This is a genomic window from Enterococcus sp. E4-223 (genome assembly GCF_035727065.1).
GTDB lineage: Bacteria > Bacillota > Bacilli > Lactobacillales > Enterococcaceae > Enterococcus_B > Enterococcus_B faecium.
Genome location: NZ_JAPMLH010000002.1, coordinates 471763 through 498635 on the forward strand (window position 1 = coordinate 471763; position 26873 = coordinate 498635).

Annotated in this window: 25 protein-coding genes and 2 pseudogenes; 24 read left to right on the top strand and 3 right to left on the bottom strand. The window is 39.3% G+C overall.

Translation table 11 applies throughout. From position 1 onward, the window contains the following. The 5 genes from aroC to pheA are packed head-to-tail and all read left to right on the top strand — an operon-like array spanning nt 1 to nt 4918. On the top strand, nt 1-1167 hold the full coding sequence (gene aroC, locus OS139_RS04960; RefSeq protein ID WP_002331427.1) for a chorismate synthase: 1167 nt from the start codon (nt 1-3) through the stop codon (nt 1165-1167). Nucleotides 1168-1183: 16 nt separating this feature from the next. Beyond that, entirely contained in the window at nt 1184-2275 is a 1092-nt protein-coding gene (locus OS139_RS04965) for a prephenate dehydrogenase (RefSeq protein WP_325066819.1), read from the top strand. Between the two features lie 12 nt (nt 2276-2287). Further along, entirely contained in the window at nt 2288-3583 is a 1296-nt protein-coding gene (aroA, locus tag OS139_RS04970) for a 3-phosphoshikimate 1-carboxyvinyltransferase (RefSeq protein ID WP_002331425.1), read from the top strand. Then, nucleotides 3576-4085, top strand: a complete 510-nt coding sequence (locus OS139_RS04975) for a shikimate kinase (RefSeq protein WP_002295213.1) — start codon at nt 3576-3578, stop codon at nt 4083-4085. Before aroA ends, OS139_RS04975 begins: the two co-directional genes overlap by 8 nt. After that, on the top strand, nt 4082-4918 hold the full coding sequence (pheA, locus tag OS139_RS04980; RefSeq protein WP_002331424.1) for a prephenate dehydratase: 837 nt from the start codon (nt 4082-4084) through the stop codon (nt 4916-4918). The genes OS139_RS04975 and pheA overlap by 4 nt, the downstream gene beginning before the upstream one ends. Nucleotides 4919-4980: 62 nt before the next feature. Here the strand turns inward: pheA and OS139_RS04985 are convergent, their stop codons facing one another. The 3 genes and pseudogenes from OS139_RS04985 to OS139_RS13670 all read right to left on the bottom strand — a co-directional run. Further along, the gene (locus tag OS139_RS04985; RefSeq protein WP_002331423.1) at nt 4981-6717 is read right to left on the bottom strand and encodes a cache domain-containing sensor histidine kinase; all 1737 of its coding nucleotides are present in this window, start codon (nt 6715-6717) and stop codon (nt 4981-4983) included. After that, nucleotides 6714-7643 (bottom strand): helix-turn-helix domain-containing protein, encoded by a 930-nt coding sequence (locus tag OS139_RS13665; RefSeq protein WP_025479560.1) that lies wholly within the window; start codon nt 7641-7643, stop codon nt 6714-6716. The genes OS139_RS04985 and OS139_RS13665 overlap by 4 nt, the downstream gene beginning before the upstream one ends. Nucleotides 7644-7961: 318 nt before the next feature. Further along, nucleotides 7962-8222 (bottom strand): annotated as a pseudogene (locus OS139_RS13670) (response regulator); the annotation flags it as partial. Nucleotides 8223-8495: 273 nt separating this feature from the next. On the opposite strand from OS139_RS13670, the gene OS139_RS04995 reads away from it, so the two are divergent. The 19 genes and pseudogenes from OS139_RS04995 (at nt 8496) to murC (ending at nt 26422) form a co-directional block, all read left to right on the top strand. Further along, nucleotides 8496-9782: an ABC transporter substrate-binding protein gene (locus OS139_RS04995; protein WP_325066820.1), complete on the top strand. Its 1287-nt coding sequence runs from the start codon at nt 8496-8498 to the stop codon at nt 9780-9782. A 137-nt stretch (nt 9783-9919) separates the two neighbouring features. Further along, nucleotides 9920-10788, top strand: a pseudogene (locus OS139_RS05000) (carbohydrate ABC transporter permease). After that, nucleotides 10785-11672, top strand: coding sequence for a carbohydrate ABC transporter permease (locus tag OS139_RS05005; protein WP_002289130.1), 888 nt, complete (start codon nt 10785-10787; stop codon nt 11670-11672). The pseudogene OS139_RS05000 and the gene OS139_RS05005 overlap by 4 nt, the downstream one beginning before the upstream one ends. Before the next feature lie 166 nt (nt 11673-11838). Further along, nucleotides 11839-12522, top strand: a complete 684-nt coding sequence (locus tag OS139_RS05010; protein ID WP_002292009.1) for a DUF1538 domain-containing protein — start codon at nt 11839-11841, stop codon at nt 12520-12522. Beyond that, nucleotides 12519-13292 (top strand): DUF1538 domain-containing protein, encoded by a 774-nt coding sequence (locus OS139_RS05015; protein WP_016628238.1) that lies wholly within the window; start codon nt 12519-12521, stop codon nt 13290-13292. Before OS139_RS05010 ends, OS139_RS05015 begins: the two co-directional genes overlap by 4 nt. Next, on the top strand, nt 13289-13687 hold the full coding sequence (locus OS139_RS05020) for a P-II family nitrogen regulator (RefSeq protein ID WP_002331417.1): 399 nt from the start codon (nt 13289-13291) through the stop codon (nt 13685-13687). Before OS139_RS05015 ends, OS139_RS05020 begins: the two co-directional genes overlap by 4 nt. A 184-nt stretch (nt 13688-13871) precedes the next feature. Beyond that, nucleotides 13872-14543: a hypothetical protein gene (locus tag OS139_RS05025; RefSeq protein WP_002331416.1), complete on the top strand. Its 672-nt coding sequence runs from the start codon at nt 13872-13874 to the stop codon at nt 14541-14543. Between the two features lie 58 nt (nt 14544-14601). Then, nucleotides 14602-15042, top strand: coding sequence for a hypothetical protein (locus tag OS139_RS05030; RefSeq protein ID WP_002331415.1), 441 nt, complete (start codon nt 14602-14604; stop codon nt 15040-15042). 11 nt (nt 15043-15053) lie between these two features. Next, a complete protein-coding gene (locus OS139_RS05035; RefSeq protein WP_002331414.1) occupies nt 15054-15722 on the top strand; it encodes a 2,3-bisphosphoglycerate-dependent phosphoglycerate mutase in 669 nt (222 codons plus the stop codon). Nucleotides 15723-15784: 62 nt separating this feature from the next. Further along, the gene (locus OS139_RS05040) at nt 15785-16408 is read left to right on the top strand and encodes an HAD-IA family hydrolase (protein ID WP_002331413.1); all 624 of its coding nucleotides are present in this window, start codon (nt 15785-15787) and stop codon (nt 16406-16408) included. Between the two features lie 55 nt (nt 16409-16463). Beyond that, nucleotides 16464-16850 carry a DUF1149 family protein gene (locus tag OS139_RS05045; RefSeq protein WP_002291995.1) on the top strand — a complete coding sequence of 129 codons (387 nt, stop codon included), beginning with the start codon at nt 16464-16466 and terminating at the stop codon, nt 16848-16850. A 212-nt stretch (nt 16851-17062) separates the two neighbouring features. Beyond that, nucleotides 17063-18454, top strand: coding sequence for an L-cystine transporter (locus OS139_RS05050; protein WP_002295194.1), 1392 nt, complete (start codon nt 17063-17065; stop codon nt 18452-18454). 610 nt (nt 18455-19064) lie between these two features. Next, nucleotides 19065-19433, top strand: coding sequence for a VOC family protein (locus tag OS139_RS05055; protein ID WP_002331411.1), 369 nt, complete (start codon nt 19065-19067; stop codon nt 19431-19433). 179 nt (nt 19434-19612) lie between these two features. Then, entirely contained in the window at nt 19613-20554 is a 942-nt protein-coding gene (gene trhO, locus OS139_RS05060) for an oxygen-dependent tRNA uridine(34) hydroxylase TrhO (protein WP_002331409.1), read from the top strand. A 68-nt stretch (nt 20555-20622) separates the two neighbouring features. Beyond that, entirely contained in the window at nt 20623-21354 is a 732-nt protein-coding gene (locus OS139_RS05065) for a metallophosphoesterase family protein (protein WP_002331408.1), read from the top strand. Nucleotides 21355-21497: 143 nt separating this feature from the next. Beyond that, nucleotides 21498-23678, top strand: a complete 2181-nt coding sequence (locus tag OS139_RS05070) for a Tex family protein (protein WP_002331407.1) — start codon at nt 21498-21500, stop codon at nt 23676-23678. A 19-nt stretch (nt 23679-23697) separates the two neighbouring features. Then, the gene (locus tag OS139_RS05075) at nt 23698-24180 is read left to right on the top strand and encodes a SprT family protein (protein ID WP_002331406.1); all 483 of its coding nucleotides are present in this window, start codon (nt 23698-23700) and stop codon (nt 24178-24180) included. A gap of 15 nt (nt 24181-24195) precedes the next feature. Further along, entirely contained in the window at nt 24196-24957 is a 762-nt protein-coding gene (locus OS139_RS05080) for a YdcF family protein (protein WP_002331405.1), read from the top strand. A 130-nt stretch (nt 24958-25087) separates the two neighbouring features. Beyond that, nucleotides 25088-26422, top strand: a complete 1335-nt coding sequence (murC, locus tag OS139_RS05085) for a UDP-N-acetylmuramate--L-alanine ligase (RefSeq protein ID WP_002291978.1) — start codon at nt 25088-25090, stop codon at nt 26420-26422. The last annotated feature ends 451 nt before the right edge of the window (nt 26423-26873 follow it).

Sequence of the window (26873 nt, forward strand, 5' to 3'; positions counted from 1 at the left end):
ATGCGTTATATGACTGCGGGAGAATCCCATGGACCAGAATTAACAGCGATTATTGAAGGACTACCAGCAGGATTACCTCTGTCAGAAGAAGAAATCAATTATGAACTCGCTCGCAGACAAGCTGGTTACGGCAGAGGAGGAAGGATGAAGATCGAAAAAGATCGTGTTCGGATTACGTCTGGCATCCGTCACGGCAAAACAATTGGTTCACCTGTCACTTTAGTGGTAGAAAATAAAGATTGGAAAAATTGGACAACTGTCATGTCTGTAGCAGAAGTGCCTGAAAAAGACCAATCACTGCGGCGAGTTGCACGTCCGCGTCCAGGACACGCGGATTTGGTAGGCGGTATGAAATACCATCATCGAGATCTTCGGAATGTGCTTGAACGGTCCTCTGCAAGAGAGACGACCATGCGTGTAGCAATCGGCGCAATTGCCAAGAAAATTCTGGAAGAACTTGACATCATCGTAGCAGGACACGTGATTTGTCTTGGTGGAATCCAAGCAGAAATACCTGGAAATATCTCGATTCAAGAAATCAAAGAAATTTCTGAAGCGTCAGAAGTACGAGTTGTTGATCCAGCAGTTGAGCAAAGAATAAAAGATTTGATCGATCAGACAAAGAAAAATGGAGATACGATCGGAGGAATTGTAGAAGTGCTCGTTGGAGGTGTTCCAGCTGGATTAGGAAGCTACGTACAATGGGACACGAAGCTAGATGCCAAAATTGCACAAGCTGTGGTTAGTATCAATGCTTTTAAAGGCGTAGAATTTGGGGTCGGATTCACTTCTGGTTCATTACCAGGCTCAGAAGTGATGGATGAGATCCTATGGGAAGAAGAAAGAGGCTATTTCCGACGTACCAATAATCTAGGCGGCTTCGAAGGCGGAATGACCAATGGCGAACCACTTGTCATTCGCGGGGTCATGAAACCCATCTCTACATTGTACAAGCCACTTCAAAGTGTTGATATCGATACAAAAGAACCTTACAAAGCAAGTGTAGAACGTTCGGATAGTACAGCAGTTCCTGCAGCTAGCGTCGTTGCGGAAAATGTTGTAGCCACTGTGGTAGCGACAGAGCTATTGTCAAAATTCCCAAGTGATTCGCTTGTTGAGTTGAAAGTTGCAGTGAAGGAGTACCGTGACTACTTGAAACATTATTAAAAAGGGGGCAAATAAGATGGCACAACATGTTTTTATCGTGGGGCTTGGACTGATTGGTGCTTCTATGGCACTTTGTATTCGTCAGACCAATCCAGAACTGATAGTAGTTGGTTGGGATAGTCAGTCAAAAACCCGTGAGCAAGCAGTAGAACAGCAGATCGTTGATTACGTTGCAAATGATTTTGAAACAGGTGCAGAACAAGCAGACGTTATCTTATTAGCCGTTCCCGTCCGTACAACCTTAGCTTATCTTGATGTCCTTGAAAGAATCAACTTGTCTGATCACGTCATCATTACGGATGTCAGCAGTACGAAGCAGCAAGTCGTGACATCCGCTGAGCAGAAAAATCTTCGGTTTGTCGGTGGACATCCAATGGCTGGTTCTCATAAATCAGGTATACAGGCAGCAGATGCTAAACTATTTGAAAATGCCTATTACATCTTTACACCTTTGGAAAAGACGAAAAAAGATGTTGAAAAACTGCAAGAACTATTTTGCGGAACCAAAGCAAAATATGTAACTTTTACAGCAAGAGAACATGACCGTATAACAGGAATGCTAAGTCATTTTCCACATATTCTGGCAGCTGGCTTAGTCAATCAGGCAGAACAATTCAATCAAGAGTATCCGCGAGCCAAACAACTGGCAGCAGGAGGCTTTCGAGATATCACTAGGATCGCTTCCTCGGATCCTGTTATGTGGACAGATATTTTGTTGAGCAATAAGCAGATATTATTGGAACGATTGGCGGATTGGCAGCAAGAAATGGCACAAATAGCAGAATGGATCATGACTGAGAACCAATCGGAAATCTTTTCTTTTTTCAATCGAGCAAAAGAAGGTCGAGACCAGTTGCCTATCCATAAGCAAGGCGCGATTCCTGCCTTTTTTGATTTATTTATCGATGTGCCAGATGAACCTGGCGTGATTGCAGAAGTAACTGGACTGATCGGAAAAGCGGGAGTTTCTTTGATTAATTTGAAGATCCAAGAGACCAGGGAAGATATTTTAGGAATACTGCAAATCAGTTTTAAAAACCAACAGGATTTGTTACAAGCAAAAAGAATCATTATGTCTAATACCAGTTATCATTGCTGGATCAAATAGGAGGCTGGATAAATGCAATTATTACAACAAATACATGGATTAAGAGGAACTGTTAGGATACCAGCAGACAAATCAATTTCTCATCGCAGCATCATGTTTGGGGCAATTGCGGAAGGAACGACGACTATACAAAATTTTTTGCGCGCAGAAGATTGTCTGAGTACTTTACATGCCTTCCAGCAATTAGGCGTTGAAATCGAAGAAGAGGAAGAGATGATCAAGATTCATGGTCGCGGTAGCCACTCATTTGTCCAACCAACCGAATCAATCGACATGGGAAACTCCGGTACGACCATACGTTTATTGATGGGTATTTTGGCTGGACAGCCTTTTACGACTACTCTGTTCGGGGATGCTTCGTTGTCTAAACGTCCAATGGGGCGAGTGATGGAACCTTTACGCGAGATGGGCGCTGACTTGCAAGGAAAAGAGAATGAGCAGTATCTACCAATCACTGTGACAGGAACCAACTCTTTATCACCTATCCGATACAATATGCCTGTAGCCAGTGCGCAAGTCAAATCTGCTTTGCTGTTTGCGGCATTACAAGCAGAAGGCACATCCGTAATCGTTGAAAAAGAACGTTCCCGTAACCATACGGAAGAAATGATTCGTCAATTTGGCGGAAGGATCTCAGTAGAAGGTAAAACAATCACGGTAACAGGACCACAAAAATTAACTGGTCAACAGATAACTGTTCCAGGCGATATTTCATCGGCTGCTTTCTTTCTAGCAGCAGGGCTTCTTGTTCCGGAAAGCCAACTGTTGTTAAAAAATGTCGGGGTCAATCCAACAAGAACTGGTATCTTAGATGTGTTGGAGGAGATGGGCGCAGCGATTACCCAGACGAATCACAATGAACAGAACCAATCGGCTGATTTAAGTGTCAAGACGAGTCATTTGAAGAAAGCAACGATTGGTGGAGAAATCATTCCGCGTCTGATTGATGAATTGCCCATTCTAGCTTTAGTGGCTACTCAAGCAGAAGGAATCACGATCATCAAAGACGCAGAAGAATTAAAAATAAAAGAAACCAACAGAATTGATGCGGTGGCAGAAGAATTACAGAAAATGGGAGCAAAGATAAAAGCGACAGCAGACGGTCTGATCATCCATGGGCCGACACCTCTGCAGGGCGCAAAAGTGTCCAGCAGAGGCGATCATCGAATCGGTATGATGCTGCAAGTAGCTGCTTTGATAGCTGATGGACCTTGCGAACTAGAAGGAGCTGAAGCTGTTTCAATCTCTTATCCGGCATTTTTTGACGATTTAGCAGAACTTGTGTCAGGAGGAGAAGCTCATGGCTAGCATTTTGCTGATTGGTTTCATGGGCGCTGGAAAAACAACAATCGGTAAAGGGTTAGCTCAACGTTTACAAAAAGAGTATGTAGATTTAGATACAAAGATTGAGGAACATATCCAATTGTCGATTGCCGAATATTTTCACTATTACGGTGAAAAAAGCTTTCGAAAAGTGGAGTCAGATATTTTAAGAAAGCTGTCAAATGAAGACAAAATTATCGCGACTGGTGGAGGGATTGTCCAAAGTGCAGAAAATCGGCGTTTTTTAAAAACACAGCCGATTGTTCTTTACTTAGAGGCAGAAGCGGACTGTCTAGTTGATCGTATCCAACAAGATGAAACGTCTATTCGACCTTTAGCTCTTGGAAAAACAAGAGAAGAAATAAAAGCATTATTGGCACAACGACTTTCTTGGTATGAAGAAAGTGCGACACATCGAATCAACACGACCAATCAAACACCAGAAAAGATCATCGATACCATTATAGAAAGGATCAAAAGCATATGAACGTCAGCTATCTAGGGCCAGAAAGTTCATTCACTTATCAGGCGGCTTGTCAGCTATTTCCTACAGAACAATTGACTGCGTATGCTTCCATCCCTGCTTGTTTGCGCGCTTTGTTTCGCAAACAAGTCGATCTGGCTGTCGTTCCTGTAGAGAATTCATTGGAAGGATCTGTTCATCACACAATCGATCTTCTTTCCAAACATCCAGAAGTCGAAGTTAAAAGTGAAATCGTTCTTCCTATCAAGCAGCAGCTTTTAGGCAATCCAGCAACAAAGATTACAAAAATCCTTTCTCATCCACAAGCACTAGCACAATCACAACAGTTTTTAGAAACGCATTATCCTAATGTTCCTTTAGTAGCAACAGAATCAACAACTGCTGCAGCAATGTATGTAGCAGAACATCCGAAAGAAGACGCAGCAGCGATTGCTTCATTAGAAACAGCACAGCATGTTGGATTGGAGATCTTAGCTGAGAATATCCAAGATAATGAGTTGAATCAGACACGTTTTTGGATCATAGGTGACCGAAAGATGACCAGCCAGCAGCCAGCTCCAGTAAAAATGAGTGTCATCTTGACACTACCTGCTAATCGGCCAGGGATGCTTCATAAAATGCTGGCAGCTTTTGGCTGGCGGGAAATCAACTTAAGTAAGATTGAATCCCGACCATTGAAAACTAGCTTGGGAGAATATTTTTTCGTGATCGATTTGTTGTTGGACCGCCCAATGACATTAGTAGAGAATTCGCTCCAAGAAATCAAGATGCTCGGAGGAGAAAGTCAAATATTGGGCTGTTATCCAGTGCTGACAGTAGAAGAGACGCGTAGATGAAAGTCAAGAATACTGATTGATTTATTTAACTTAAAATAAAAAAATCAGCGCTTGGCTATTCTTTATTTTTGATATTCTGATTGATTTTTAGGAAGAAGCGGTAGACAAATCGTTACAGTCGTTCCTGTCCCAATCACTGATTGGATCGTTAAGCCATATGCATCGCCATACATTAGGCGTATCCGCTCATCTACATGGCTGATGCCGATTCCTGAAAAATGATCATTTTTTTGTTTGGTATTTTCAGTATCGAAGCCATCGCCGTTATCAATCACTTCGAATAAAAGAAGCTGATTTTTTGTTTTGCCGTACACCGTGATGAATCCTTGCGTTTTATTGTGAAAAGCATGAAGATAGGCGTTTTCGATAATTGGTTGAAGGATCATATTCGGCATAGATAATGACTGCAGTTCATCAGGAATCATTATTTTAGCCGAGATTCTTTCGCCATATCGCATACTCAAAAGATCGATGTAACTTTGTACGCTTTTGATTTCTTCCTTGACTGGAATCACTTCTTCTTTTTTCCCAATCGTACTTCTTAGTAAAGTAATGAAACTGTCGATTCCTTGAACTGCTTCATCTGTTTTTTTCTGCCAAATCAAAAATTTCAAGCTAGTCAGCGTATTATAAATAAAATGGGGCTGTATCTGTGCTTGCATAGTTTGGATTTCAAGCGAACGTTTCTTCTTTTCGTCTTGGATCGTCTGTTCATAATGATGCTGCGCATTACTTAGCAATTGATTGATCGTATTCCCTAGCAATTGGACTTCATGGCTTCCTTGTACAGGAACAGTAGCTTTTAAGCCATCTTCCTCTAGCCATTTTAGCGAATCAATCAAGCGGTAGATCGATTTTGTGTGTCGATCCAAATACATAAATACCAATGAGCCAGCAAAAGCAAGTGTCACGATATTATACAAAATAATCGGAAAAATCACGCCCATTTGGTTAGACAAAGAATGAAGATCGACTTGACTGAGTAATGTACAATCCTGGCGGTACAAAGGAAGACGGGTCAACTGCTGTCCATTTGAAATCGTTGTTTCACCTACTGTTAGTTTTTTGAAAATCATTGATCGGCTCCCAAGTGTATTTTCTTCATTTGATGCGATGATCGTCTGTTCTTCGTTCATGAAGGAGATCTTCGATATCTCAGGATTTACTACAGATTGAAAAAGATTCGCTAGTTGCTTGGATGAGATCGATAAAACAGCATATCCGTAAACGTGATTCAATGTATTTTTCAGTTTTTTGACAAAGAAGAAGCTGGGTGCTTTCTTATCGCGAAGAGTCAATCCGTGGTGTGCAAAAAGCATTTGTGTATCAGCAGCACGTTCATTCACTCTCTGAGCAATCGCAGATTGAAAAAAAGAATCGGCAGATACGGCAGTGAGCATGTCGTTTCCGACAAAAGTTCTTCCATTTTCTCCAAAGATCAATACATCGTAATCGATCATTGGATGGATTTTTGAAAGAGAGTCATTCATTTTTTGGATTGTTCTTAGTTGCTGAAGCTGTTCCATATGTTGGGCTGGATCATTGGAAAAATAGCTTTCGACAGCTGGATTAGAATCAAAAGCGGCTAATGTATTCTCGATTGTATCATTCAAACTTTCAAATTCAGATTGAATCTTTTTTAGTACCACATCATTCGATTGATTGAACAGCTGGATATAGGCATCCCTTGATCGATGATAAATAAACAAAGAGATGACGATGGCTTGCAGAAAAAGACCGATGAACAAAATGAACAGAAGTTTGGTAAAGAGTTCATGCTCTTTGATTTTTTTTCTCATTTTACAAAAGTTCCTTTACGGTATTGAGAAGGTGTCATTCCTGTCTCTTCTTTAAAAACTCTGGAGAAATAACCCAGTTCGGTATAGCCGACTTTCTCACAGATTTCCGTCAAAGTAAGCCGTGTTTCCGTTAAAAAGAGCTTGGCTTTACTGATACGGACTTTTTTTAGATATTTTGAAAAGTTGATGCCAAATTTTTCAGTAAAGATGGCTGAAAGATAGCTATATGAAAAATGATATTTTTCGGATAGAAGTTGTAAATTGATTTCTTTCTCATAATTTTCCTGGACGAACTCGTAGATCAAAGTCAAGATATCGAAATTGTCTTTTTTTGCATTTGCAGAAAAGTGGGTGAGTTTCTCAAGTGTTTCTTTGACAAGAATAGAAAAATCTTCGAAATACTCAGCATCGGCTAATAAAGAAGGAAGGGCGATCTTGAGCAAAGAAAGTTCTTCATTCCCAACATGCTCGTCAGCCAAAGCGTTGAGTAATGCATAGAAACGATTGATTGCCTCATGTTTCAAATAAGCTGGATCAATAGGCTGTTCCAATATCGTCGTGAAGAAATTCTCAAGTTCTTTGATAGCTAAAGCGTAGTCTTTATGAACGATTTTTGTTAAATAACTACTTGCTTGCTGCTCGTGGTTGGTTAATAACGGAAGAAGTTCATGCTGATAAGCAAGGTTCTTTCCCTTATGATAGAAACGTTGTCCTTTGGTGCAATTTCTGATCTCTTGGAATATTTCATTGATATCTTGGATTGCAAAAGAATCAGAAACAACAAAAAAATCACCTGGAAAAACTTCTTGACGAAACTTTTGAACAAACTTCCTAAGTGTATCTTTGGAATCAGTATTGATTACATAGCCGGATTCTTCCGAAAAGGTAGAAACAGGATAAATAGTAAACGAATCGTCGCTATCCATCAATGAATGGGTGATCGACTGTTTTTGTTTAGAGCCTTGTTTTAAACTGAATGGCCGTTTTTCGGTATATAACAGAAAAAACAGGGTGTGTTCAAAAAGAAGAGGGTCAAGCAATGGACGAGTTTGTCCAGCAATCTGCTGTGAAAGATTCTCGCAGATCTGCTCATAACGATTGGTGATTGGGCTTTTGTTGGGCTTTTTTTTGATTTTTTGTGAAACGGCAGTTAAGGAATTGAGAAAAAAATCAGGACTCAATCGAGGCTTTAAAAGATAATCAGCGACGCCTTCTTTAAAAGAATCTTTAACCATATCAAATTCATCATAGCTAGAGAGGATAAGAATCTGTGTTTCAGGTTGTTGCTGTTTTAATAGCCGCGATAATTCGATTCCATTTAATTCAGGCATCATTACATCTGTGACCACGATATCGATTGCATGTGCCAAAGAAAAGTCAAGCGCTTTCAATGGGCTGGAAAAAGTTCCTATTAATTGAAACCCGTGCTCAGACCAATTGATCAACTGTTTCATTCCGTCTAAAATCGTCTGTTCATCATCGATAAGAATTACGCGTATTGGCATTTTTTTACCCGCCTTAAGAATAGTCTTGTAATTTAAAAATACTTATTTCTAGGAGAAAATGCAAGGATATTTTTATTTTAAAGAAACCTCCGCCCTTTCGATCTTTGGTCTAGATGCTAAGATTATTCCTTTTGTCATAGTTGATTTGTATTTTTTTATTATTTTAGGAGAAATTTTTGAAGTATCTGGATAACAAAGAAACCGTTTTCAAATTTTGGTATGATGAATGTAGCAAACATAAACAACTAATGGATGGAAAAGGAGCGGATAAAAATGAACATCAGAAAGTTAATTGCTGGAGTCGTTTGTTTAGCGGCAGCATCAGGTTTCTTAACAGGATGCGGAAGTGCTAGTAGCACAGCAGACAACGAAGAAAAAGTCACTGTCTGGGTGTGGGATGAGACATTCAATATCAAAGCAGTGAATGAAGCAAAAAAAATTTATGAGAATGAAGAAACAGAGATAGAAGTTGTTACGATGTCTCAGGATGATATCGTTCAGAAACTGAACACCGCTTTAGCAAGCGGGAATACAGAAGGATTGCCCAATATCGTCTTGATTGAAGATTATAGGATACAAGGCTATTTGACTTCTTATCCAGATGCATTCGCTGATTTGTCTGCTATTGTAAAGGAAGATCATTTTGCACCGTATAAATTTGCGGTAAACAAAGTAGGAGAAAAAATATACGGTGTTCCTTTCGATTCGGGCGTAACAGCAAACTTCTATCGTACGGATCTGATGGCTGAAGCAGGCTATACAGAAGAGGATATGGAGAATCTGAAGTGGGACGAGTATATTCAAGTAGCGCGAGATGTCAAAGAAAAGACAGGAAAGAAAATCGCTGAAGTCAATCCTTCTGATCTTGGTCGAGTAAGAATGATTATGCAACAGGCGGGAGAATGGTATACGTCCAAAGATGGGGAGACAGTCACGATCCAAGACAATGCATCTTTAAAGTATGGTCTTGAATTATTTGCCACTCTTTTGAAAGAAGACTTAGTCGAACAAACTTCTGACTGGAATGCTGGAGTAACTGCGATACAATCAGGAGCAGTAGCTTCTAGCCCAACTGGCGCTTGGTATTCTTCAACGATCCAAGGAGCAGAAGACCAATCTGGAAAATGGAAGATTGCGTCAATACCTGCACTGCCAGAAAATTTACAAAAAGCGCAAGCTTCTAACCTTGGCGGAGCTGGCTGGTATGTGCTCAAAGGAGTAGCTGGAGAAGAATCAGCGAAAGATTTCCTCGAAGCAACGTTTGCATCGAATGAAGAACTGATGGGCACTCTTGCGAAAGAAATCGGACTAGTGTCTACGATGCTTAGTGCAAATGAACAAGAAGCTTATCAAGAAACTTCAGAATTTTACAGTGGCCAAAAGGTCTTTGATGATTTTTCCAAATGGACATCAGAAATTCCAGAAGTGAATTACGGACATGAGACCTATGCAATTGAAGCAGTCGTAGCCGAAGCTCTTCATCGAATCATCAATGGAGAAGAGACAGACAAGGTACTAGCAGATACACAAAAACAAGTAGAAGCACAGTTGGCTAATTGATTGGTGATAAAAAAGCAAATTTCTTCGCTTTTTCATCAAACAACCGAAAAGACAAAAAAGATGGCGGCTGCCTTACAGACGTTGTCTTTCTTGTCTTTTCAATTAAATAATCAATGATAGAAATTGGAGGGAAAAGAATGAAGCAGAAAGATTTATTCAAAAACGGGCATGCTTTTTTAATCTTGACAGTCATTTTGATATCGATCATGGTTTTTATTCCGATGGTTTTGGCTTTGATCACGTCTTTTCAAAGTGGTCCCCCTGTCAATATGACATTTAACGGATTAGGTAATTATCAGCGGATGCTGACAGATGCTACTTTTAAAAGAGCTTTTTTCAATACGTTCCTGTATTTACTAGTTCAAGTACCAATCATGCTGTTTCTAGCACTTTTTATTTCCAACCTTTTAAATGATAAAAAGCTGAAATATAAAGGGTTGTTTCGAACCGCTATCTTTCTTCCATGTATCACTTCGATGGTCAGTTATTCTCTGATCATGAAAAGTCTATTTTCTCAATCTGGCCTTGTAAACAACTTGTTGTTGGGCATTGGTATGATTGACACACCGATTGGCTGGTTGACTCATCCAATTTGGGCGAGAGTTCTGATCATTCTTTCGATCACTTGGCGTTGGACTGGATACAATATGATTTTTTTCCTTTCAGGCATGCAAAATATTGATTCGGAGATTTATGAAGCAGCATCTATTGACGGTGCTTCTAAATGGCAGCAGTTTATCAAAGTGACGATCCCAAATTTAAAACCAATCATTTTGTTTACTTCCATTACTTCGACGATCGGGACATTGCAGCTTTTTGATGAAGTACAAAATATTACTGGCGGGGGACCAGCAAATGCAACGACCACCTATCTCAATACATCTATAATTTGAGTTATAAATTCACGCCTAATTTTGGATATGCGGCAGCAGTTTCCTTTGTTATTGTTTCCTTTATTGTGATATTGTCGATAATCCAAACGAAAGTAGGAGGAGAAAGTCGATGAAAAATATGGTAGAAAAAGAAACAATCGAACGCCCCAACGTCAAAAAACAAGCATTAGAACTTCGTTCGACAATTGGGTCAGTATTAAAGTATACAGCATTAAGCATCCTATCATTTATTTCCATTTTCCCTTTTGTCTGGATGGTTTTGGGAATGACGAATACACCCGTGGATATCACATCGGGAAAAATAAAGATTGGCAGTAACTTGATCATCAATTTTCAAAATTTGTTTTCCAATGAGCTGAATTTTACTCGTTCCCTTTGGAATTCAGCGATGATCGCTTTGGTGACCACTGTGTTTGCATTACTGATTTCGTCAATGGCAGGATATGGATTTGAGATTTATCAAAGTAAACGAAAAGACCTAATTTTCAATATTCTACTGCTATCGATGATGGTTCCTTTTGCGGCATTGATGATCCCTTTGTATCGAATGTTTTCACAATTGAACGGAACGGTTTTGGGAATCAACAGTTTCTTGGTTGTCATCCTGCCATCTGTTAGCACTGCTTTTTTGATCTTCTTCTTTCGACAAAATGTCAAATCTTTTCCAAAAGATCTAGTAGAAGCCGCTCGATTAGATGGTCTAAAAGAACTAAGTATTTTTTTTAGAGTGTATATGCCGACGGCTAAAAATACCTATGCCGCGGCTGCAATCATCACATTCATGAGTAGCTGGAACAATTATTTATGGCCCTTAGTAGCTTTGCAATCTCCTGATAAACGGACGGTTCCGCTTGTTTTATCTGCTATGGGTGCTTCCTATACACCAGACTATGGAATGATCATGGCTGGATTAGTCATCGCTACTTTACCAACTGCCATCGTATTTTTTGTTTTGCAAAAGCAATTCGTTCAAGGAATGATCGGCTCTGTAAAATAAAAAAACACAATAAGCGCGTTCCTTCAAAGTCATTTTTCCAAGTAAAAAGATACTTTTGGGACGCGTGTTATTTTATGTTGAGAAAAATTAAATGATAACGTTTTAAGTTTGTGCTCGAAAACCCTTTCATTTTAAGGTAAACTTAAAAAGTAAAGGAGGAGGATACATGCTAAAAAATTTTAAAGAAGTGATTGCTGCTATATTGCCGATGACTGTCCTGATTGTCATTTTAACGTTTGTTTTTGCACCGTTAGAAGGAGAAGACCTCGCTTCATTTCTGGTTGGTGCGGCAATCATGATGATCGGAATGACGCTCTTTTTGTTTGGAGCAGATTATTCTATGATGGAAGTCGGAGATCTAGTAGGGAAATATATGATCAAAAAGAAAAGTTTGGCTGTTTTGGTCAGTTTGGGATTTGCTATCGGGATCGTGATCACGATTGCTGAACCTTCCGTGCAAGTTTTGGGACAACAAGTATATGATATATCTGACGGAGAGATTGGCAGAGTGTTGCTGATTGGGATCGTCAGCGTCGGCACTGGAGTATTTTTAGCCTTTGCGCTACTTCGGGTCGTATTCAAGCTATCCTATTATCAATTGATGGCTATAGGCTACATAGGCGTTTTGATCGCCTCATTTTTCACCAGTTCCGAATTTATGCCGATTGCTTTTGATTCGGGCGGAGTAACTACTGGTCCAGTAACTGTTCCGTTTATTTTGGCCCTTGCCGGAGGGATGACTAGCATGATCAAACAAAAGAAAAATGAAAATGACAGTTTTGGAATGGTCGGTATTGCTTCGTTAGGGCCGATTCTTGCCGTGATGATTTTGGGGGTGATCTTCCAATGAGTTTCTGGCAGCAAGTGATAGATGGAATCGAAATCGTTACCATGGAAGTCATTTTGGCAGTGGCACCTATCGTAATCCTATTTGTTTTAATGAATATCATTAGTTTTCGTATGCGCAAAAAGCGTTTCTTTGACATTATGAAAGGTTTCTTGATAACGACTATTGGGTTGATCCTTTTCCTGCACGGAGTCAATATGGCTTATGTACCGGTAGGACAGCATTTAGGCAGTACGATCGCTGGATTGCCCTATAATTATATATTGGTTCCCCTTGGCTTTTTAATGGGGTTCTTAGTAGGGTTTGCTGAGCCGGCGATTCATGTAATGGTCAAACAGGTTGAAGAATTGAGTGAAGGAAGGATCCGGTCGAAAGTCATGCTGATGGTGATTTCGATTGGGATTGGCGCAGCAGTAGGGTTGTCTATGTGGCGTTTGCTCGTCGGATTCTCTCTTTATTATTTCTTGATCCCAGGATATGGGCTAGCATTTATTTTAGGACGAAAAGTGGACAAGATCTTTTTAGCAATGGCTTTTGACAACGGTGGAGTAGCAACAGGTCCGATGTGTTCGACATTTATTTTATCAATGAGCGTGGCGATCGCTGCACAAATTGAGGGAAGAGATCCGATCATTGACGGGTTTGGTGTGGTTGCAATGATTGCATTGACACCAATATTATCCACTTTAGTACTAGGATATATTTATAAACGAAAAGATGAAAAAGACAGAATCGAAAAAGAAAGATTGCAAAAATTGGGGGAAAGCAAATGAAAGATCTTGTAGCATTGAATCTTCACATGATTGTGACGATCGTTGACGGAGGAACGGGCGAAGATGTTATCGACTTTTCAAAAGAAGCAGGTGCAGCAGGCGGAACGATCTTACATGGAAGAGGTTCTGGTGTACATGATTCAGGGAAATTTTTAGGTTTGGACATTTCGCCAGAAAAAGATATTGTGTTGACATTAGTACCCGATAGTTTGACGAATAAAGTAATGGATGCGATTGGTCAAGGCATCAACATAGATATTCCAGGTAATGGTATTTGTTTTAGTATTGATGTAGACAAAGTCATTGGTATCACTAAGATTCATCAATATCGAGAAATTATCGGAATGCAAGAACTTTTAGATGAAAATAAAGATAGAGAAAAGTCTGAATCATAGACAAGCGTTTGAAGAGGAAATAAACATAAACAAGAAGGCGGATGAGCGTTATTTCCGCTTTTTTGTTTGTATTTTTCTCGTGAATACTTATGAAATAGTAAATTTTTATGAAATTCTACTCTAAGCATCAGACTTTCTTTTCAAAATATGCTATTTTAAAAATGATGAAAAAAGGGGGAGAAAAATGAATTTTTTAGTTGTTTTAAAAGATACTCTGATTGAGCGATCTACATTTCTATATGTTCAATTGCAGGAAAATAAAACATTGCTGCATTTTTCACCAGAGTTCCATCTAGAGGGGCTAACATTAGGAGAAATCTATCAAGCAGAAGGGCTGTCGGCTGTTTTGCACTTTTTTAAGGTAGAATTGGAATTACCAGTAAAAGATTATATCGAGCTTTCTCTTGAATCTTGGGATCGAGCAGTGGTTGAACTGTTTCCAGAAGGTTTAATGATCGATACAAACGATGGGAAGATCCATCTGACTGCAGCAGAACTGCAAAAACAAATGCGTTATCAAATAGATGACGAAAATTCTTTTTCTATTTTTAGACGTCAGCAAAAGATTCTAAAAAGCTTTTTAAAAGTGATCAGTAAAAAACGGAATCTGATCAAAACGACACAGCTGTTGAAAAAATATCCAGGTCTGCTTCACACGTCTATTCAATTTCCTCAATTGATTACGATGATCCATCGTTTTATACGTATACAACAGCTACCATCTAAGAAGCTATTTCTTCCATTGACGGACACATTTCGAGTAGTCAACAGAGAAGATAAAAAGAAAGTGATTGTGATTGACTTTACCAGAAATCGGAATGTCCTTCACCAAGTTGCAATGGAAAAGGCCAATTAAGGCTTTTTCTTTTTGGATTTTTTTGTCATAATAAATATTAGATGATGGAGGAGATAATATGATGCAAACATGGTTAGAAAGGCTAATACGATTTCAGCAGAACAATCACAAACTTATGCAGGGAAGATATGCGAAATTTGATCAGTTGAATCGCGGTCTATTGATTGCTGCGCTTGTCTTTAGTTTGCTAAGTCGTTGGTTGCCCTATAGAATCGGACAATTGTTGTTCATCGTCTTTTTCGGATGGATGATATTTCGTTTCCTATCAAAAAAAATCTACCCCAGACTAAATGAGAATCAACGTTATTTGAAATATCTTGATAGAGTCAAAGAAAAATATCATCAGATAACAAACAAAAAGCAAGCTAAAATGGATCGAAAAAGTTATACTTTTTTTGAGTGCCCGAATTGTCATCAAAAGCAGCGTGCACCTAAAGGAAAAGGACGAATACGCGTGACATGCAAAACATGTGGTATAAAATTCGAAACGAATGTTTAAGGGAGAAAAGAATGAAATTAGTATTATTACGTCATGGCGAAAGCGAAGCAAATTTTGAAAATTACTGGACAGGATGGCTAGATGTCGCCTTAACAGAAAAAGGAAAAGAACAAGCAGCAGTAGCCGGTCAAAAAATGCTTGAAGCTGGCCTTCAATTCGATGCCGTTTATACCTCTGTTTTGAAACGTGCGATTCTTACCGGACAAGTCGCACTAGAAGAAATGGGTCAGTTATGGCTTCCTATAATAAAAACATGGCGTCTAAATGAACGGCATTATGGGGATCTTGTGGGTAAAAACAAAGATAAGATGAAAGAAATATACGGAAAAGATCAAGTAAAAAAATGGCGCAGAGGATATACGGAAGTTCCGCCGTTAACCGTAGAAAATAGATTTGACCGCAGATATGATCACTTGGACCCGCATTTGATCCCATACGGAGAAAGTCTGGAAATGACAGTGAATCGGATCATTCCCTTATGGCAAGATCATCTAGCACCAAAACTAAAAGATCGGCAAGATTTACTAGTTGTGGGTCATGGTAATAGCATCCGAGCACTGACAAAATATTTAGAAGATGTTCCTGAAGATCAAATGGATACGATCGATATCCCAAATGCACAACCAATCCAGTATACATTAGCAGATGATTTGACAATTCTGGACAAAAAAATACTTTAAAGAACACCTTTATCTAAAGTGAGAGATAGAAAAAAGAAGCAAAGGAATGGAACAAAAGGAACATGAAAAATTATATATGGGACTTTGATGGTACATTGTTTGATACGTATCCCGCAATGGTAGATGGTGCATGGCAAGCACTAAAAGATTTTGGTATCAGTATGGACAAAAAAGAAATCTACTTCAAAATGAAAAAATATTCTACTAGTTATTTGATCAATGAATCAAACTTGAATGCCAAAGAGTTTAATGAATTATTTCACCGATATGAAAAAGAAAGTACGGAAGTTTCCCGTCCATTTCCAGAAACGAAACAAGTACTGGAAATGCTAAAAGACAACGGCGGTCGTCATTTCATCTTGACCCATCGTTTGACAGAATCAACATGGGGCCTGTTAAAAGAACATCGATTGGCACATCTGATTGAGGAAGTAGTAGGGATCGATCAGGACTTTCCTCGTAAACCTGATCCAGCATCTTTAAATTATTTGATCGATACTTTTCATTTAGAAAGAACAGACACGATGATGATCGGCGATCGTCGTTTAGATATCGAAGCAGGAAAAAATGCAGGAGTCGCTACTTGTCTTTACGACATCGATCATTTTCTGGGTGAGATCCCGGCAGATTATGTGGTAGGAAATCTGAATGAAACCCTTACCTTGCAGAGCATCATTAAAAAGTAGTATCCCCTTTCAAAGGAGATATGTTATAATTTTCATAAAGGAGTGATAAAATTATATGGAAATCAGAAGACAAAAAGAAGTTGTAGAAGCATTTCATTATGATATGAGATTGCCGAACCAAGAAGTAGAAACAGATTTGAAAGTGGGCTTCTCGCCTTTAAAAGAAACGATCGAAAACTATCCGAAAGAACATAGCATCGTAGGAGCACGCTTAGAGTTCCGTTTAGTGTTTGATACATATGTTTTATCTGGAAGTGTGAGTCAGATCAATCATATCCTCAATCGGAAAATTGAAGGTCAAAATGATGTCACACAAGAAGAAGTGGACGAGCTAGTAGCACCGTTATTCGATATCGTACGCCGGATGTCTTATGAGGTGACAGAGATCGCCTTAGATCAGCCTGGAGTAAAATTGAATTTTCAATCAGAAAAACAAGAATAGACAGTAAAAACATACCTGCGATAGATTAAAGCTATCACAGGTATGTTTTTTTATTACTAATTGTAAGCAAAAAGAATGTCATTTCGATAAAAATCGTCTAAAATATAAAAGTCACTGAAAAAAATTTTTTCAGGAGGATGGTTGAAGAATCATTCTCGGGAACCTTTACTTCCTTCGATGGACTTGTCATTAATAATATGAGGAGGAGAAAAATGACAACACTCATCACAGTTTTAGTGGTTCTAGTTTTTGCGGCATTATTATATGTGTTCTATCGTATGCAAAAGCGCCATACAAAATTTTCAACACGCGTCTTTACAGCATTAGGAGTTGGTATCGTCTTTGGCGGTCTGCTTCAATTGATCTTTGGTGTAGACGACAAAGTCGTTACTCAATCCATGGAATGGATCGGGATTGTAGGTCAAGGATATGTATCATTCTTGCAAATGCTAGTTATGCCTTTAGTGTTTATTTCGATCATTGGTGCATTCACAAAAATGAAAGTTTCTGAAAAGCTAGGGAAAATTAGTGCGACTGTATTGACTTCTTTACTTGGAACAACAGCTATTGCAGCATTGATCGGAATTGGTTCAACAATGCTGTTCGGACTCCAAGGAGCTAAATTCACACAAGGAGCTGCAGAAACAGCACGAATCTCTGAACTGGCAACACGTCAGGAAACAGTTGAAAACTTATCGATTCCACAGCAGATTTTATCCTTTATCCCTAAAAACGTATTTGCTGATTTAGCAGGTAGTCGTGCAACAAGTACGATTGGAGTCGTTATTTTTGCAGCCTTTGTCGGTATCGCTTATCTAGGTGTGAAAAGAAAAGCGCCAAAAGAAGCAGCATTCTTTTCAGATTTAGTCGACAGTCTGTATAAAATCATTATGCGGATCGTGACGCTTGTTTTGCGTTTGACACCTTATGGAGTATTTGCTTTGATGACAAACGTTTTGGCAACAAGTGATTTTGCAGCTATCGTCAATTTAGGTAAATTTGTCGTTGCTTCTTACGTAGCATTGCTTGCTGTTTTGATTGTCCACTCACTGATTTTGATTGGTGCAAAAGTCAATCCAATCAACTATTTCAAAAAAGCCTTTCCGGTATTGAGCTTTGCGTTTACTTCACGTTCAAGTGCTGGAGCTTTGCCATTGAATATCGAGACTCAGACAAAAGCTTTAGGAGTAGATGATGCAACAGCTAATTTCTCAGCAAGTTTTGGTTTGTCTATTGGACAAAACGGCTGTGCTGGCGTTTATCCAGCTATGTTGGCAACGATCGTCGCACCAGCAGCTGGAGTGAATGTCTTTAGTTTGGAATTTATTTTGATGCTTGTGGCAATTGTAACAATCAGTTCTTTTGGTGTAGCTGGAGTCGGTGGGGGCGCAACATTTGCTTCACTGATCGTTTTAGGGGCAATGAACTTGCCAGTAGCAATCGTTGGGTTAGTTATCTCTGTTGAACCATTAATCGATATGGCACGCACAGCAGTAAACGTCAGCGGTAGCATGGTAGCTGGTATCGTGACAAGTGCACGCATCAAAGATTTAGATCGCGATGTCATCAATGATGATTCTAAAGTGATCGATGTGAATGCATAGTCAAAAAGAGGTTGTGATAGAAGTGGTCAGCTTTAAGAAATAAGAAGAAGTTTCCTAAAAATAGCTTCTCAAATTTTTGTGAAATTTCGGCTTATTTCCGAGAAGCTACTTCTGAAACACCGTGAATAAGAGGTTGTGAAAAAGCTGCCCTGCATCAAGTAATAAGAACAGCCAAACAAAAATAGTTCCTCATATTTTACGTTTGGTTAAGCTTATTACCGCAGATGCAAGCTTTTGAACACCGTTTAAGAAAGAGGTCGTGAGCCTGCCGTTTCACTCTGAGTCACAAAGAGCAATTTCAAAAAATAGCTTCTCATGTTTGTTGAATATTGTGTCTTGTGACCGAGGAGTTGTCAGGAGAACACCGTTTACCAGAGGTTGTGACTTGTTTTTAGTCACGACCTCTTTTTTTATTTATTCCATATAAACACATATTATTTATTCCGAAAAGTGAAAGCGTGAATAACAAAAACAACCAACTTATTTATTATTAAAGAAAAGCGTATTTAAGTAGGACGATTCTGTTGAGAGCTTTCGTAGATTTTCCCATTTTCCTATGGTAAACTGACAAAGTTGAGAATGTTAGAACAGATCGATTAGGAGGAAACAGATGTTTACGAATGAAATAAAAATCATGCTTTATGTGGACGATGTAGAAAAAAATGCAACGTTTTGGAGAGCAATTGGCTTTGCAGAAAAAGATCGTCAAGAAATGGATGGGACGCTTGTAATTGAAGTAGGAGTTGAAGATAGTCAAACCTCATTTCTGTTATATGATCGAGCATTTGTTGAGTCCCATTCACCTGGCACAGCTACTAGTGCCCCATCTTTGATGTTTTACAGTAAAGATATCTTTGGACTATATAAAAAAATGCAGACGCAATCAGTCACATTAGGTGATATGGTACAGCTTGGAGAAGAATATGTCTTTAACTTTGCTGATCCCGATGGCAACTACTTTGCGGTTACAGGTAAATAATAGAAATAAAGACTTTGTTTTTCTGTGCGAAACAGGAAAGCGAAGTCTTTTTAATTCAGATAATAATATTATGTAAACAAAAAACTTTCCATGCGTAATTATACACAAGCAAATAAATCGTCAAATGCGAACGCCTTCTTTATACTGTTTAGGAACGAAAAGAAGGAAGGAAGAAATACATGGATTATCAAGTACTGCTTTATTACAATTATACAAAAATAGAAGAACCAGAGGAATTTGCCAAAAATCATTTAGCCTTTTGCAAATCTTTGGATCTTAAAGGTCGTATTCTAGTAGCTGAAGAAGGAATAAATGGTACCGTGTCTGGAACTATTGAAAACACGACTGCCTATATGGAAGCAATGAAAGCTGATCCTCGATTTGCTGATACGATGTTCAAGATCGATCCAAGCGAAGGACATGCCTTTAAGAAGATGTTTGTAAGATACCGTCCAGAGCTTGTAAGTTTAAAGCTAGAAGAGGACATTGATCCAAACCAAGTGACAGGTGCCTATCTTTCACCGCAAGAATTTAAAGAAGCTATTTTAGATGAACAGACAGTGGTGATTGATGCACGAAATGATTATGAATATGACTTGGGACATTTTCGAGGGGCTGTACGCCCAGATATACGCAGTTTTCGAGAGCTTCCAGACTGGATCCGCGAGCACAAAGAAGAATTTATGGAAAAACGGGTAGTGACCTACTGTACTGGTGGCATTCGTTGCGAGAAGTTTTCTGGTTGGCTTGTCCGTGAAGGATTCAAAGATGTCGGACAGCTTCATGGCGGTATTGCTACTTATGGTAAGGATCCTGAAGTTAAAGGGGAATTATGGGATGGCAAGATGTATGTGTTTGATGAACGGATCGCTGTCGATATCAACCAAGTAGATAAACAAATCGTCGGTCGCGACTGGTTTGACGGAACACCATGTGAACGATATATCAATTGTAGCAATCCTGAGTGCAATCGTCAGATTCTTGCTTCCATTGAAAATGAAGAAAAACATTTAGGAGCATGTAGCATAGAGTGTGCGAAACATCCGCGCAATCGCTATGTTCAAGACCATGGAATCTCTCCAGAAGAAGCAGAACTGCGGTTTACAGCTTTAATTAAATAGAAAACAATAGTTTTGATTGTCGACCATTTCCAATATGCGCTATACTAGCGTTGAGGATGGTGATCCACATGAAATCATTGATTTATGCTATTGGGGATGTCCATGGCAAATATGAGCTTTTTGAAAAACTTATTCACTATTATGATCCAAAGATCCATCAGCTTGTTTTATTAGGGGATCTTAATGATCGAGGTCCTCGTACAAAAGAATGTTTTTTATTAGGAAAGCAATTAGTCGAAGAAACAGGAGCCATTTACCTCCGGGGAAACCATGAAGAATATTTTTTGCAATTTCTGCAATCACCGGAGGACTGGTATGCGCCTTATATGAGAAATGGTGGAAAAGAAACGTTTGAAAGCCTGCTTCACCCAGGGGCATCGGAGGAATACTCCCCAACTGAAATCTCGATGATGATCCAATCGAGATATTCAGAACTGATTAAATTTTTAGTCCAGCGCCCCTTGTATTATGAATGGGAAAATTATCTTTTTGTCCATGCCGGTGTGGATTTGACAAAGAAAGACTGGCGTAAGACAAGTCCAAGAGACTTTATTTGGATAAGGGAACCATTTCATGAAGGGAAAAACAATACAGGTAAGACAATCGTATTTGGACATACGATTACACCAATGCTCCATGGAGATATGCAGACAACAGACCTCTGGATCCATGATCATAAAATCGGCATGGATGGTGGAGCTGTATTTGGAGGGTCATTGCATGGGGTTGTTTTTGACAAGGAAGGTATTCTTCAAGACATTGAATATCAGAACAACGAAGGACCATGGCATGGAATCTGACTAATGGAAAGAATGAAGGAGCTGTGACTTTGTTGCGGCTCTTTTTATTTGTATAGAGAATATTGTTTCTTTCAGTAGTTTAACCCACGATAAAAAGTATGATAGAATAAAGAAGCAATTTTTAGCAGAAAAGAGGCATTTTAATGACGGAAAATTTGAACCAGACGATCATTCAGCTTGTACAAAAAGAGCTTTCAGACTATCGTCCTAAGCAGTTGACTACTGTACTTAATTTGTTAAATGAAGGAAACACTGTTCCTTTTATCGCGCGTTACCGAAAAGAAATGACTGGAAGTCTTGATGAAGTCCAGATTCGTGAAATCGAAGAGCGGTATGCATATCTTGAAAACTTAGAAAAACGTAAAACTGAAGTGATTCGGCTAATCGATGAACAAGGGAAACTGACCCCCGAGTTAGAAGCAGAAATCACCCAAGCCGTGAAAATGCAACAAGTGGAAGATTTGTATCGTCCATACAAACAAAAACGACGGACAAAAGCAACGATTGCTAAAGAAAAAGGACTTGAACCACTCGCGAAGTGGCTGATGCAGCTTACAGATGGAGAGGTGCAATCTGAAGCAGAAAAATATATTGACAAAGAAAAAGAAGTCTCTTCTGCCGAAGAAGCGTTGCACGGTGCTCATGAGATTATTGCTGAACAAGTCAGCGATAATGCAAAATTTCGGACTTGGATTCGGTCTTATACGTATAACAAAGGTATGTATGTCAGCAATGTCAAGGATGAGCAAGCAGATGAAAAAGGCGTATATGAAATGTATTATGACTTTGCAGAACCCGTCCATAAAATGGTTTCTCATCGAATATTAGCTACTAATCGTGGAGAAAAAGAAGATATTCTGAAAGTATTCCTTCAAGTAGATGAAGCAGCAATTTTAGCTTACTTGGATCGCCAAATAGTCAAAAATCCTGCCTCTCCTTCTTCTTCATTCGTCAGAGAAGCCTATCAGGATAGTTATAAACGCTTTATTCAGCCAGCAATCGAGCGAGAACTGCGCAATGAATTGACTGAAAAGGCAGATGAGCAAGCAATCGCTATTTTCGGCGAAAACCTCCGTAATCTTTTGTTGCAACCGCCACTAAAAGGTAAAGTTGTCCTGGGATTTGATCCGGCTTATCGTACTGGATGTAAACTAGCAGTCGTAGATGCGACAGGGAAAGTTTTAGCAATCGAAGTTATTTATCCTCATAAACCTGCAGCGCAAGCAAAAAGAGAAGCTGCTGGACCAGCTTTTATCCAATTAATTAATAAATATCAAGTAGATATGGTAGCTATCGGAAATGGTACAGCCAGTCGGGAATCTGAACTTTTTGTGGCTGAGCAGTTGAAATACGCCGACCATAAAACCTATTACGCTATCGTCAACGAAGCAGGCGCTTCTGTTTACTCCGCTAGCGAAATTGCACGAAAAGAATTTCCGCATCTACAAGTTGAAGAAAGAAGTGCTGTTTCTATTGCCCGTCGCCTGCAAGATCCTTTAGCTGAATTAGTCAAAATCGATCCTAAAGCTGTCGGAGTAGGCCAGTACCAACATGACGTTTCTCAAAAACGTTTGGCTGAACAATTGGATTTTGTTGTGGAAACAGCGGTTAACCAAGTAGGTGTGGATGTGAATACAGCAAGCCCGCAGCTCTTGCAGCATATATCAGGATTGAATAAAACAACTGCCCAAAACATTGTCATTTATCGTGAAGAAAACGGAGAATTCACCGCACGAACTCAATTGAAAAAAGTGCCACGCTTAGGACCAAAAGCATATGAACAAGCAATCGGATTCTTGCGAGTCCCTGGTGGGAAAAACATTTTGGACAACACAGGTATCCATCCCGAAAGTTATTCTATCGCAAAAGAAATATTAACTTCAGTCCAACTTTCAGAAAAAGAGCTTGGTACAGAAGAAGCAGTAGAAAAATTGACACGATTATCCGTAGAGAAACTGGCTGAAAGCCTATCAGTCGGAGAAGAAACGTTAACCGATATTTTAGCTGGGCTGACACAACCTGGACGAGATATGCGTGATGAGATGCCAGCGCCCTTATTACGTACAGATGTATTGAGTATGGAAGACTTGAAACCAGGGATGGAATTGACTGGAACGGTCCGTAATGTCATTGACTTCGGCGCATTTGTTGATATCGGTGTGAAGCAAGACGGACTTGTCCATATATCGAAACTCAGCAAAAAATTCGTCAAGCATCCTACAGATGTCGTGTCAGTAGGAGATATCGTAACAGTTTGGATAGAACAAGTCGATACGAAAAAAGGCAGAATCAGTTTGACGATGCTTTCCCCTTATGAAGAGTAACAATGAGGAGTAACAAAAATTGACACAAGAAGAACTGCAGCAGTTAGTAGAAGAGATATCATTAAAAAGCTTCCAGCTTCCTTTCAAGCACCAAGCAATGTTCAATCCACGCTTACGTACAACTGGCGGGCGCTATCATTTAAATGATCATCATTTAGATTTTAATGCGAAGCTATTTGAAGAGTCAGACGAAGAGACGATTGCAGGAATCATCAAGCATGAACTTTGCCATTATCATCTTCATCTAGCTGGAAGAGGGTATCAGCATAAAGATATGGATTTCAAGTATCTTTTGAAAAAAACAGGAGGGTTGCGCTATGCACCAGCCTTGACGAAGAAACAGATAAAGATGGAGTATTATCGATGCCAAGATTGTTCTGCCACGATCTACCGCAAGAGAAGAATCGATGTACGCAAATATCGTTGTGGAAGATGTCATGGGGAAATCAAATGGATTGAGACAAAAAGAGAAGACTTTAATGAAGCACAAAAAATCAGATGAAAGGATGGAAGGCCTTTGGAAAAAAGTGAGCAGAGGAATCTAAAAGACTGGAATCAGCTATTAAATTTTTTAGCCGCACCTGAAGAGGGAAATTTTGAGGAACTGACGGCACCTACACTTATTTTAGCTGGAAACTGTCTTCCTATCTTAGCTGATAAAGCAGCACGAATGTATGTAAATGGTCAAGTAGAACGTTTATTTTTGGTCGGCGGTGTGGGGCATGCGACTAGGATCCTTTATGAGAATTTTGAAAAGCAAGGATTTCATTTTGAAGAAGGCATGAGTGAAAGTGAAATCTGTCGTCAGTATCTAAAAGAAGTCTATGATTTGCCCGATAAGGCTTTCCTGATAGAATCGAAGTCTACAAATTCTGGAGAGAACGCCACTTTTTCACTGGAGATTCTTCATTCCTTAGATGCTGTACCAGAAAAAGTCCTATTGATGAATGATCCGACACTGCAACGCAGGACTCGAGCAACTTTTGAGAAAGTATGGCAAAATGAACAAACTATTTTCGCGAATGCTGTGCCATTTGTGCCGGAAATCCTTCACTTTTCTGAAGAGATCATCTTTACAGCAAAAGAACTGAATCATCAATGGCCTAAGGAATATTTCCATGCGCTAGTATTAGGAGAAATGGAACGACTCCATGACGATGAGAACGGCTATGGTCCGAAAGGAAAAGATTTTATTCCTCACATTGATATATCAGAGGAAGTTTGGTCTTCTTACACCAGAATTAAAGAGTCAATAAAAACGGATTTTTCCCGTACTTGACCATTTTAGCCAGCGAATCCTCCTTTCCAAATAAATTTGGTTGAAATTTTCAATCGTTTATAAGATAATGAGGAGCGTGTTGAATGTAATAGCTAAAAGAATGGACGCTAGATAAGAGAAGAGGATTCAAATGGAAAATCAAAATAAATTGTATCATTTTGTTGGTATCAAAGGTTCAGGAATGAGCTCCTTGGCTCTTGTTTTACATGAACAAGGTCTAAATGTCCAAGGATCAGACATTGAAAAATATTTCTTTACACAAAGAGATTTAGAAAAAGCAAATATCACGATTCTGCCATTTAACGCAGATAATGTAAAACCAGGGATGACGATCATTGCAGGAAATGCATTTCCTGATTCACATGAAGAAATCCAGCGAGCAAAAGAATTAGGTTTGGAAGTGATTCGCTATCACGACTTTATTGGTCATTTTATCCAAAACTATACGAGTATCGCTGTAACAGGCTCTCACGGAAAAACAAGTACGACTGGACTGCTCTCTCATGTATTGAGTGGTGTCCGTCCAACAAGTTATCTAATTGGAGATGGAACAGGACATGGTGATCCGCAAGCGGAATTCTTTTCATTTGAGGCCTGTGAATATCGCCGTCATTTCCTTGCCTATTCACCAGACTATGCAATCATGACCAATATCGATTTTGATCATCCGGATTATTATACAAGTATCGACGATGTATTTACAGCTTTCCAAACAATGGCTGGACAAGTGAAAAAAGCTATTTTTGCGTATGGTGACGATGCTTATTTACGCAAATTAGAAGCAGATGTGCCGATTTATTATTATGGTGTCACAGAAAACGATGATATCCAAGCACGAAACATCGAACGCACAACTTCTGGTTCTGCTTTTGATGTCTATCATGGGGATGAATTTGTTGGGCACTTCACTGTACCAGCATTCGGTAAACACAATATCTTAAATGCTTTAGGTGTTATTGCAGTAGCTTATTTCGAAAAACTGGATCTGAAAGAAGTGGCAGAAGAAATGCTGACTTTCCCAGGAGTAAAACGTCGATTCAGTGAAAAGATCGTAGCAGACATGACCGTAGTCGATGATTATGCGCATCACCCTGCAGAGATCAAAGCAACGATTGATGGCGCACGCCAAAAATATCCAGATAAAGAAATAATTGCAGTTTTCCAACCCCATACGTTTACGCGTACGATTGCATTGATGGATGAATTTGCAGAAGCACTTGATTTAGCTGATAAAGTTTACTTATGCGATATTTTTGGTTCGGCTCGGGAAGAACAAGGAAATGTTAAGATCGAAGACCTTGGAGCGAAAATCAAAAAAGGTGGAGAAGTCATCAAAGAAAATAATGTATCTCCATTGTTAGATTATCATGATGCAGTAGTAATCTTCATGGGTGCTGGAGATGTTCAAAAATTTGAACAAGCGTATGAAAAACTTTTAAGCAGCACGACGAAAAATGTACTGTAATACAATTACTGCAGTGTCCTTATAAAAATAGAAAGAGGGGGAGTGGCAAAAATCTTGCCAAGCTCCCTTTTTTGCAACTTATGATAAACGGTGTTCAAAAGCTTGCATCTGCGGTAATAAGCCCAATCAAATCAAAAACATGAGAAGCTGTTTTTCTTGGCTGTTCTTATTACTTGATGCAGGGCAGCTTTTTCACGACCTCAGATAAACGGTGTTCAAAAGTTTGCATCTGCGGTAATAAGTCCAGCCAAATCAAAAACATGAGAAGCTGTTTTTCTTGGCTGTTCTTATTACTTGATGCAGGACAGCTTTTTCACGACCTCAGATAAACGGTGTTCAAAAGCTTGCATCTGCGGTAATAAGCCCAATCAAATCAAAAACATGAGAAGCTGTTTTTCTTGGCTGTTCTTATTACTTGATGCAGGGCAGCTTTTTCACGACCTCAGATAAA

Bases quoted from the DNA above. Each gene is read 5' to 3' on its own strand.
- aroC (WP_002331427.1), top strand. From the start codon at position 1: ATGCGTTATATGACTGCGGGAGAATCCCATGGACCAGAATTAACAGCG.
- OS139_RS04965 (WP_325066819.1), top strand. From the start codon at position 1,184: ATGGCACAACATGTTTTTATCGTGGGGCTTGGACTGATTGGTGCTTCT.
- aroA (WP_002331425.1), top strand. From the start codon at position 2,288: ATGCAATTATTACAACAAATACATGGATTAAGAGGAACTGTTAGGATA.
- OS139_RS04975 (WP_002295213.1), top strand. From the start codon at position 3,576: ATGGCTAGCATTTTGCTGATTGGTTTCATGGGCGCTGGAAAAACAACA.
- pheA (WP_002331424.1), top strand. From the start codon at position 4,082: ATGAACGTCAGCTATCTAGGGCCAGAAAGTTCATTCACTTATCAGGCG.
- OS139_RS04985 (WP_002331423.1), bottom strand. From the start codon at position 6,717: ATGAGAAAAAAAATCAAAGAGCATGAACTCTTTACCAAACTTCTGTTC.
- OS139_RS13665 (WP_025479560.1), bottom strand. From the start codon at position 7,643: ATGGATAGCGACGATTCGTTTACTATTTATCCTGTTTCTACCTTTTCG.
- OS139_RS04995 (WP_325066820.1), top strand. From the start codon at position 8,496: ATGAACATCAGAAAGTTAATTGCTGGAGTCGTTTGTTTAGCGGCAGCA.
- OS139_RS05005 (WP_002289130.1), top strand. From the start codon at position 10,785: ATGAAAAATATGGTAGAAAAAGAAACAATCGAACGCCCCAACGTCAAA.
- OS139_RS05010 (WP_002292009.1), top strand. From the start codon at position 11,839: ATGCTAAAAAATTTTAAAGAAGTGATTGCTGCTATATTGCCGATGACT.
- OS139_RS05015 (WP_016628238.1), top strand. From the start codon at position 12,519: ATGAGTTTCTGGCAGCAAGTGATAGATGGAATCGAAATCGTTACCATG.
- OS139_RS05020 (WP_002331417.1), top strand. From the start codon at position 13,289: ATGAAAGATCTTGTAGCATTGAATCTTCACATGATTGTGACGATCGTT.
- OS139_RS05025 (WP_002331416.1), top strand. From the start codon at position 13,872: ATGAATTTTTTAGTTGTTTTAAAAGATACTCTGATTGAGCGATCTACA.
- OS139_RS05030 (WP_002331415.1), top strand. From the start codon at position 14,602: ATGATGCAAACATGGTTAGAAAGGCTAATACGATTTCAGCAGAACAAT.
- OS139_RS05035 (WP_002331414.1), top strand. From the start codon at position 15,054: ATGAAATTAGTATTATTACGTCATGGCGAAAGCGAAGCAAATTTTGAA.
- OS139_RS05040 (WP_002331413.1), top strand. From the start codon at position 15,785: ATGAAAAATTATATATGGGACTTTGATGGTACATTGTTTGATACGTAT.
- OS139_RS05045 (WP_002291995.1), top strand. From the start codon at position 16,464: ATGGAAATCAGAAGACAAAAAGAAGTTGTAGAAGCATTTCATTATGAT.
- OS139_RS05050 (WP_002295194.1), top strand. From the start codon at position 17,063: ATGACAACACTCATCACAGTTTTAGTGGTTCTAGTTTTTGCGGCATTA.
- OS139_RS05055 (WP_002331411.1), top strand. From the start codon at position 19,065: ATGTTTACGAATGAAATAAAAATCATGCTTTATGTGGACGATGTAGAA.
- trhO (WP_002331409.1), top strand. From the start codon at position 19,613: ATGGATTATCAAGTACTGCTTTATTACAATTATACAAAAATAGAAGAA.
- OS139_RS05065 (WP_002331408.1), top strand. From the start codon at position 20,623: ATGAAATCATTGATTTATGCTATTGGGGATGTCCATGGCAAATATGAG.
- OS139_RS05070 (WP_002331407.1), top strand. From the start codon at position 21,498: ATGACGGAAAATTTGAACCAGACGATCATTCAGCTTGTACAAAAAGAG.
- murC (WP_002291978.1), top strand. From the start codon at position 25,088: ATGGAAAATCAAAATAAATTGTATCATTTTGTTGGTATCAAAGGTTCA.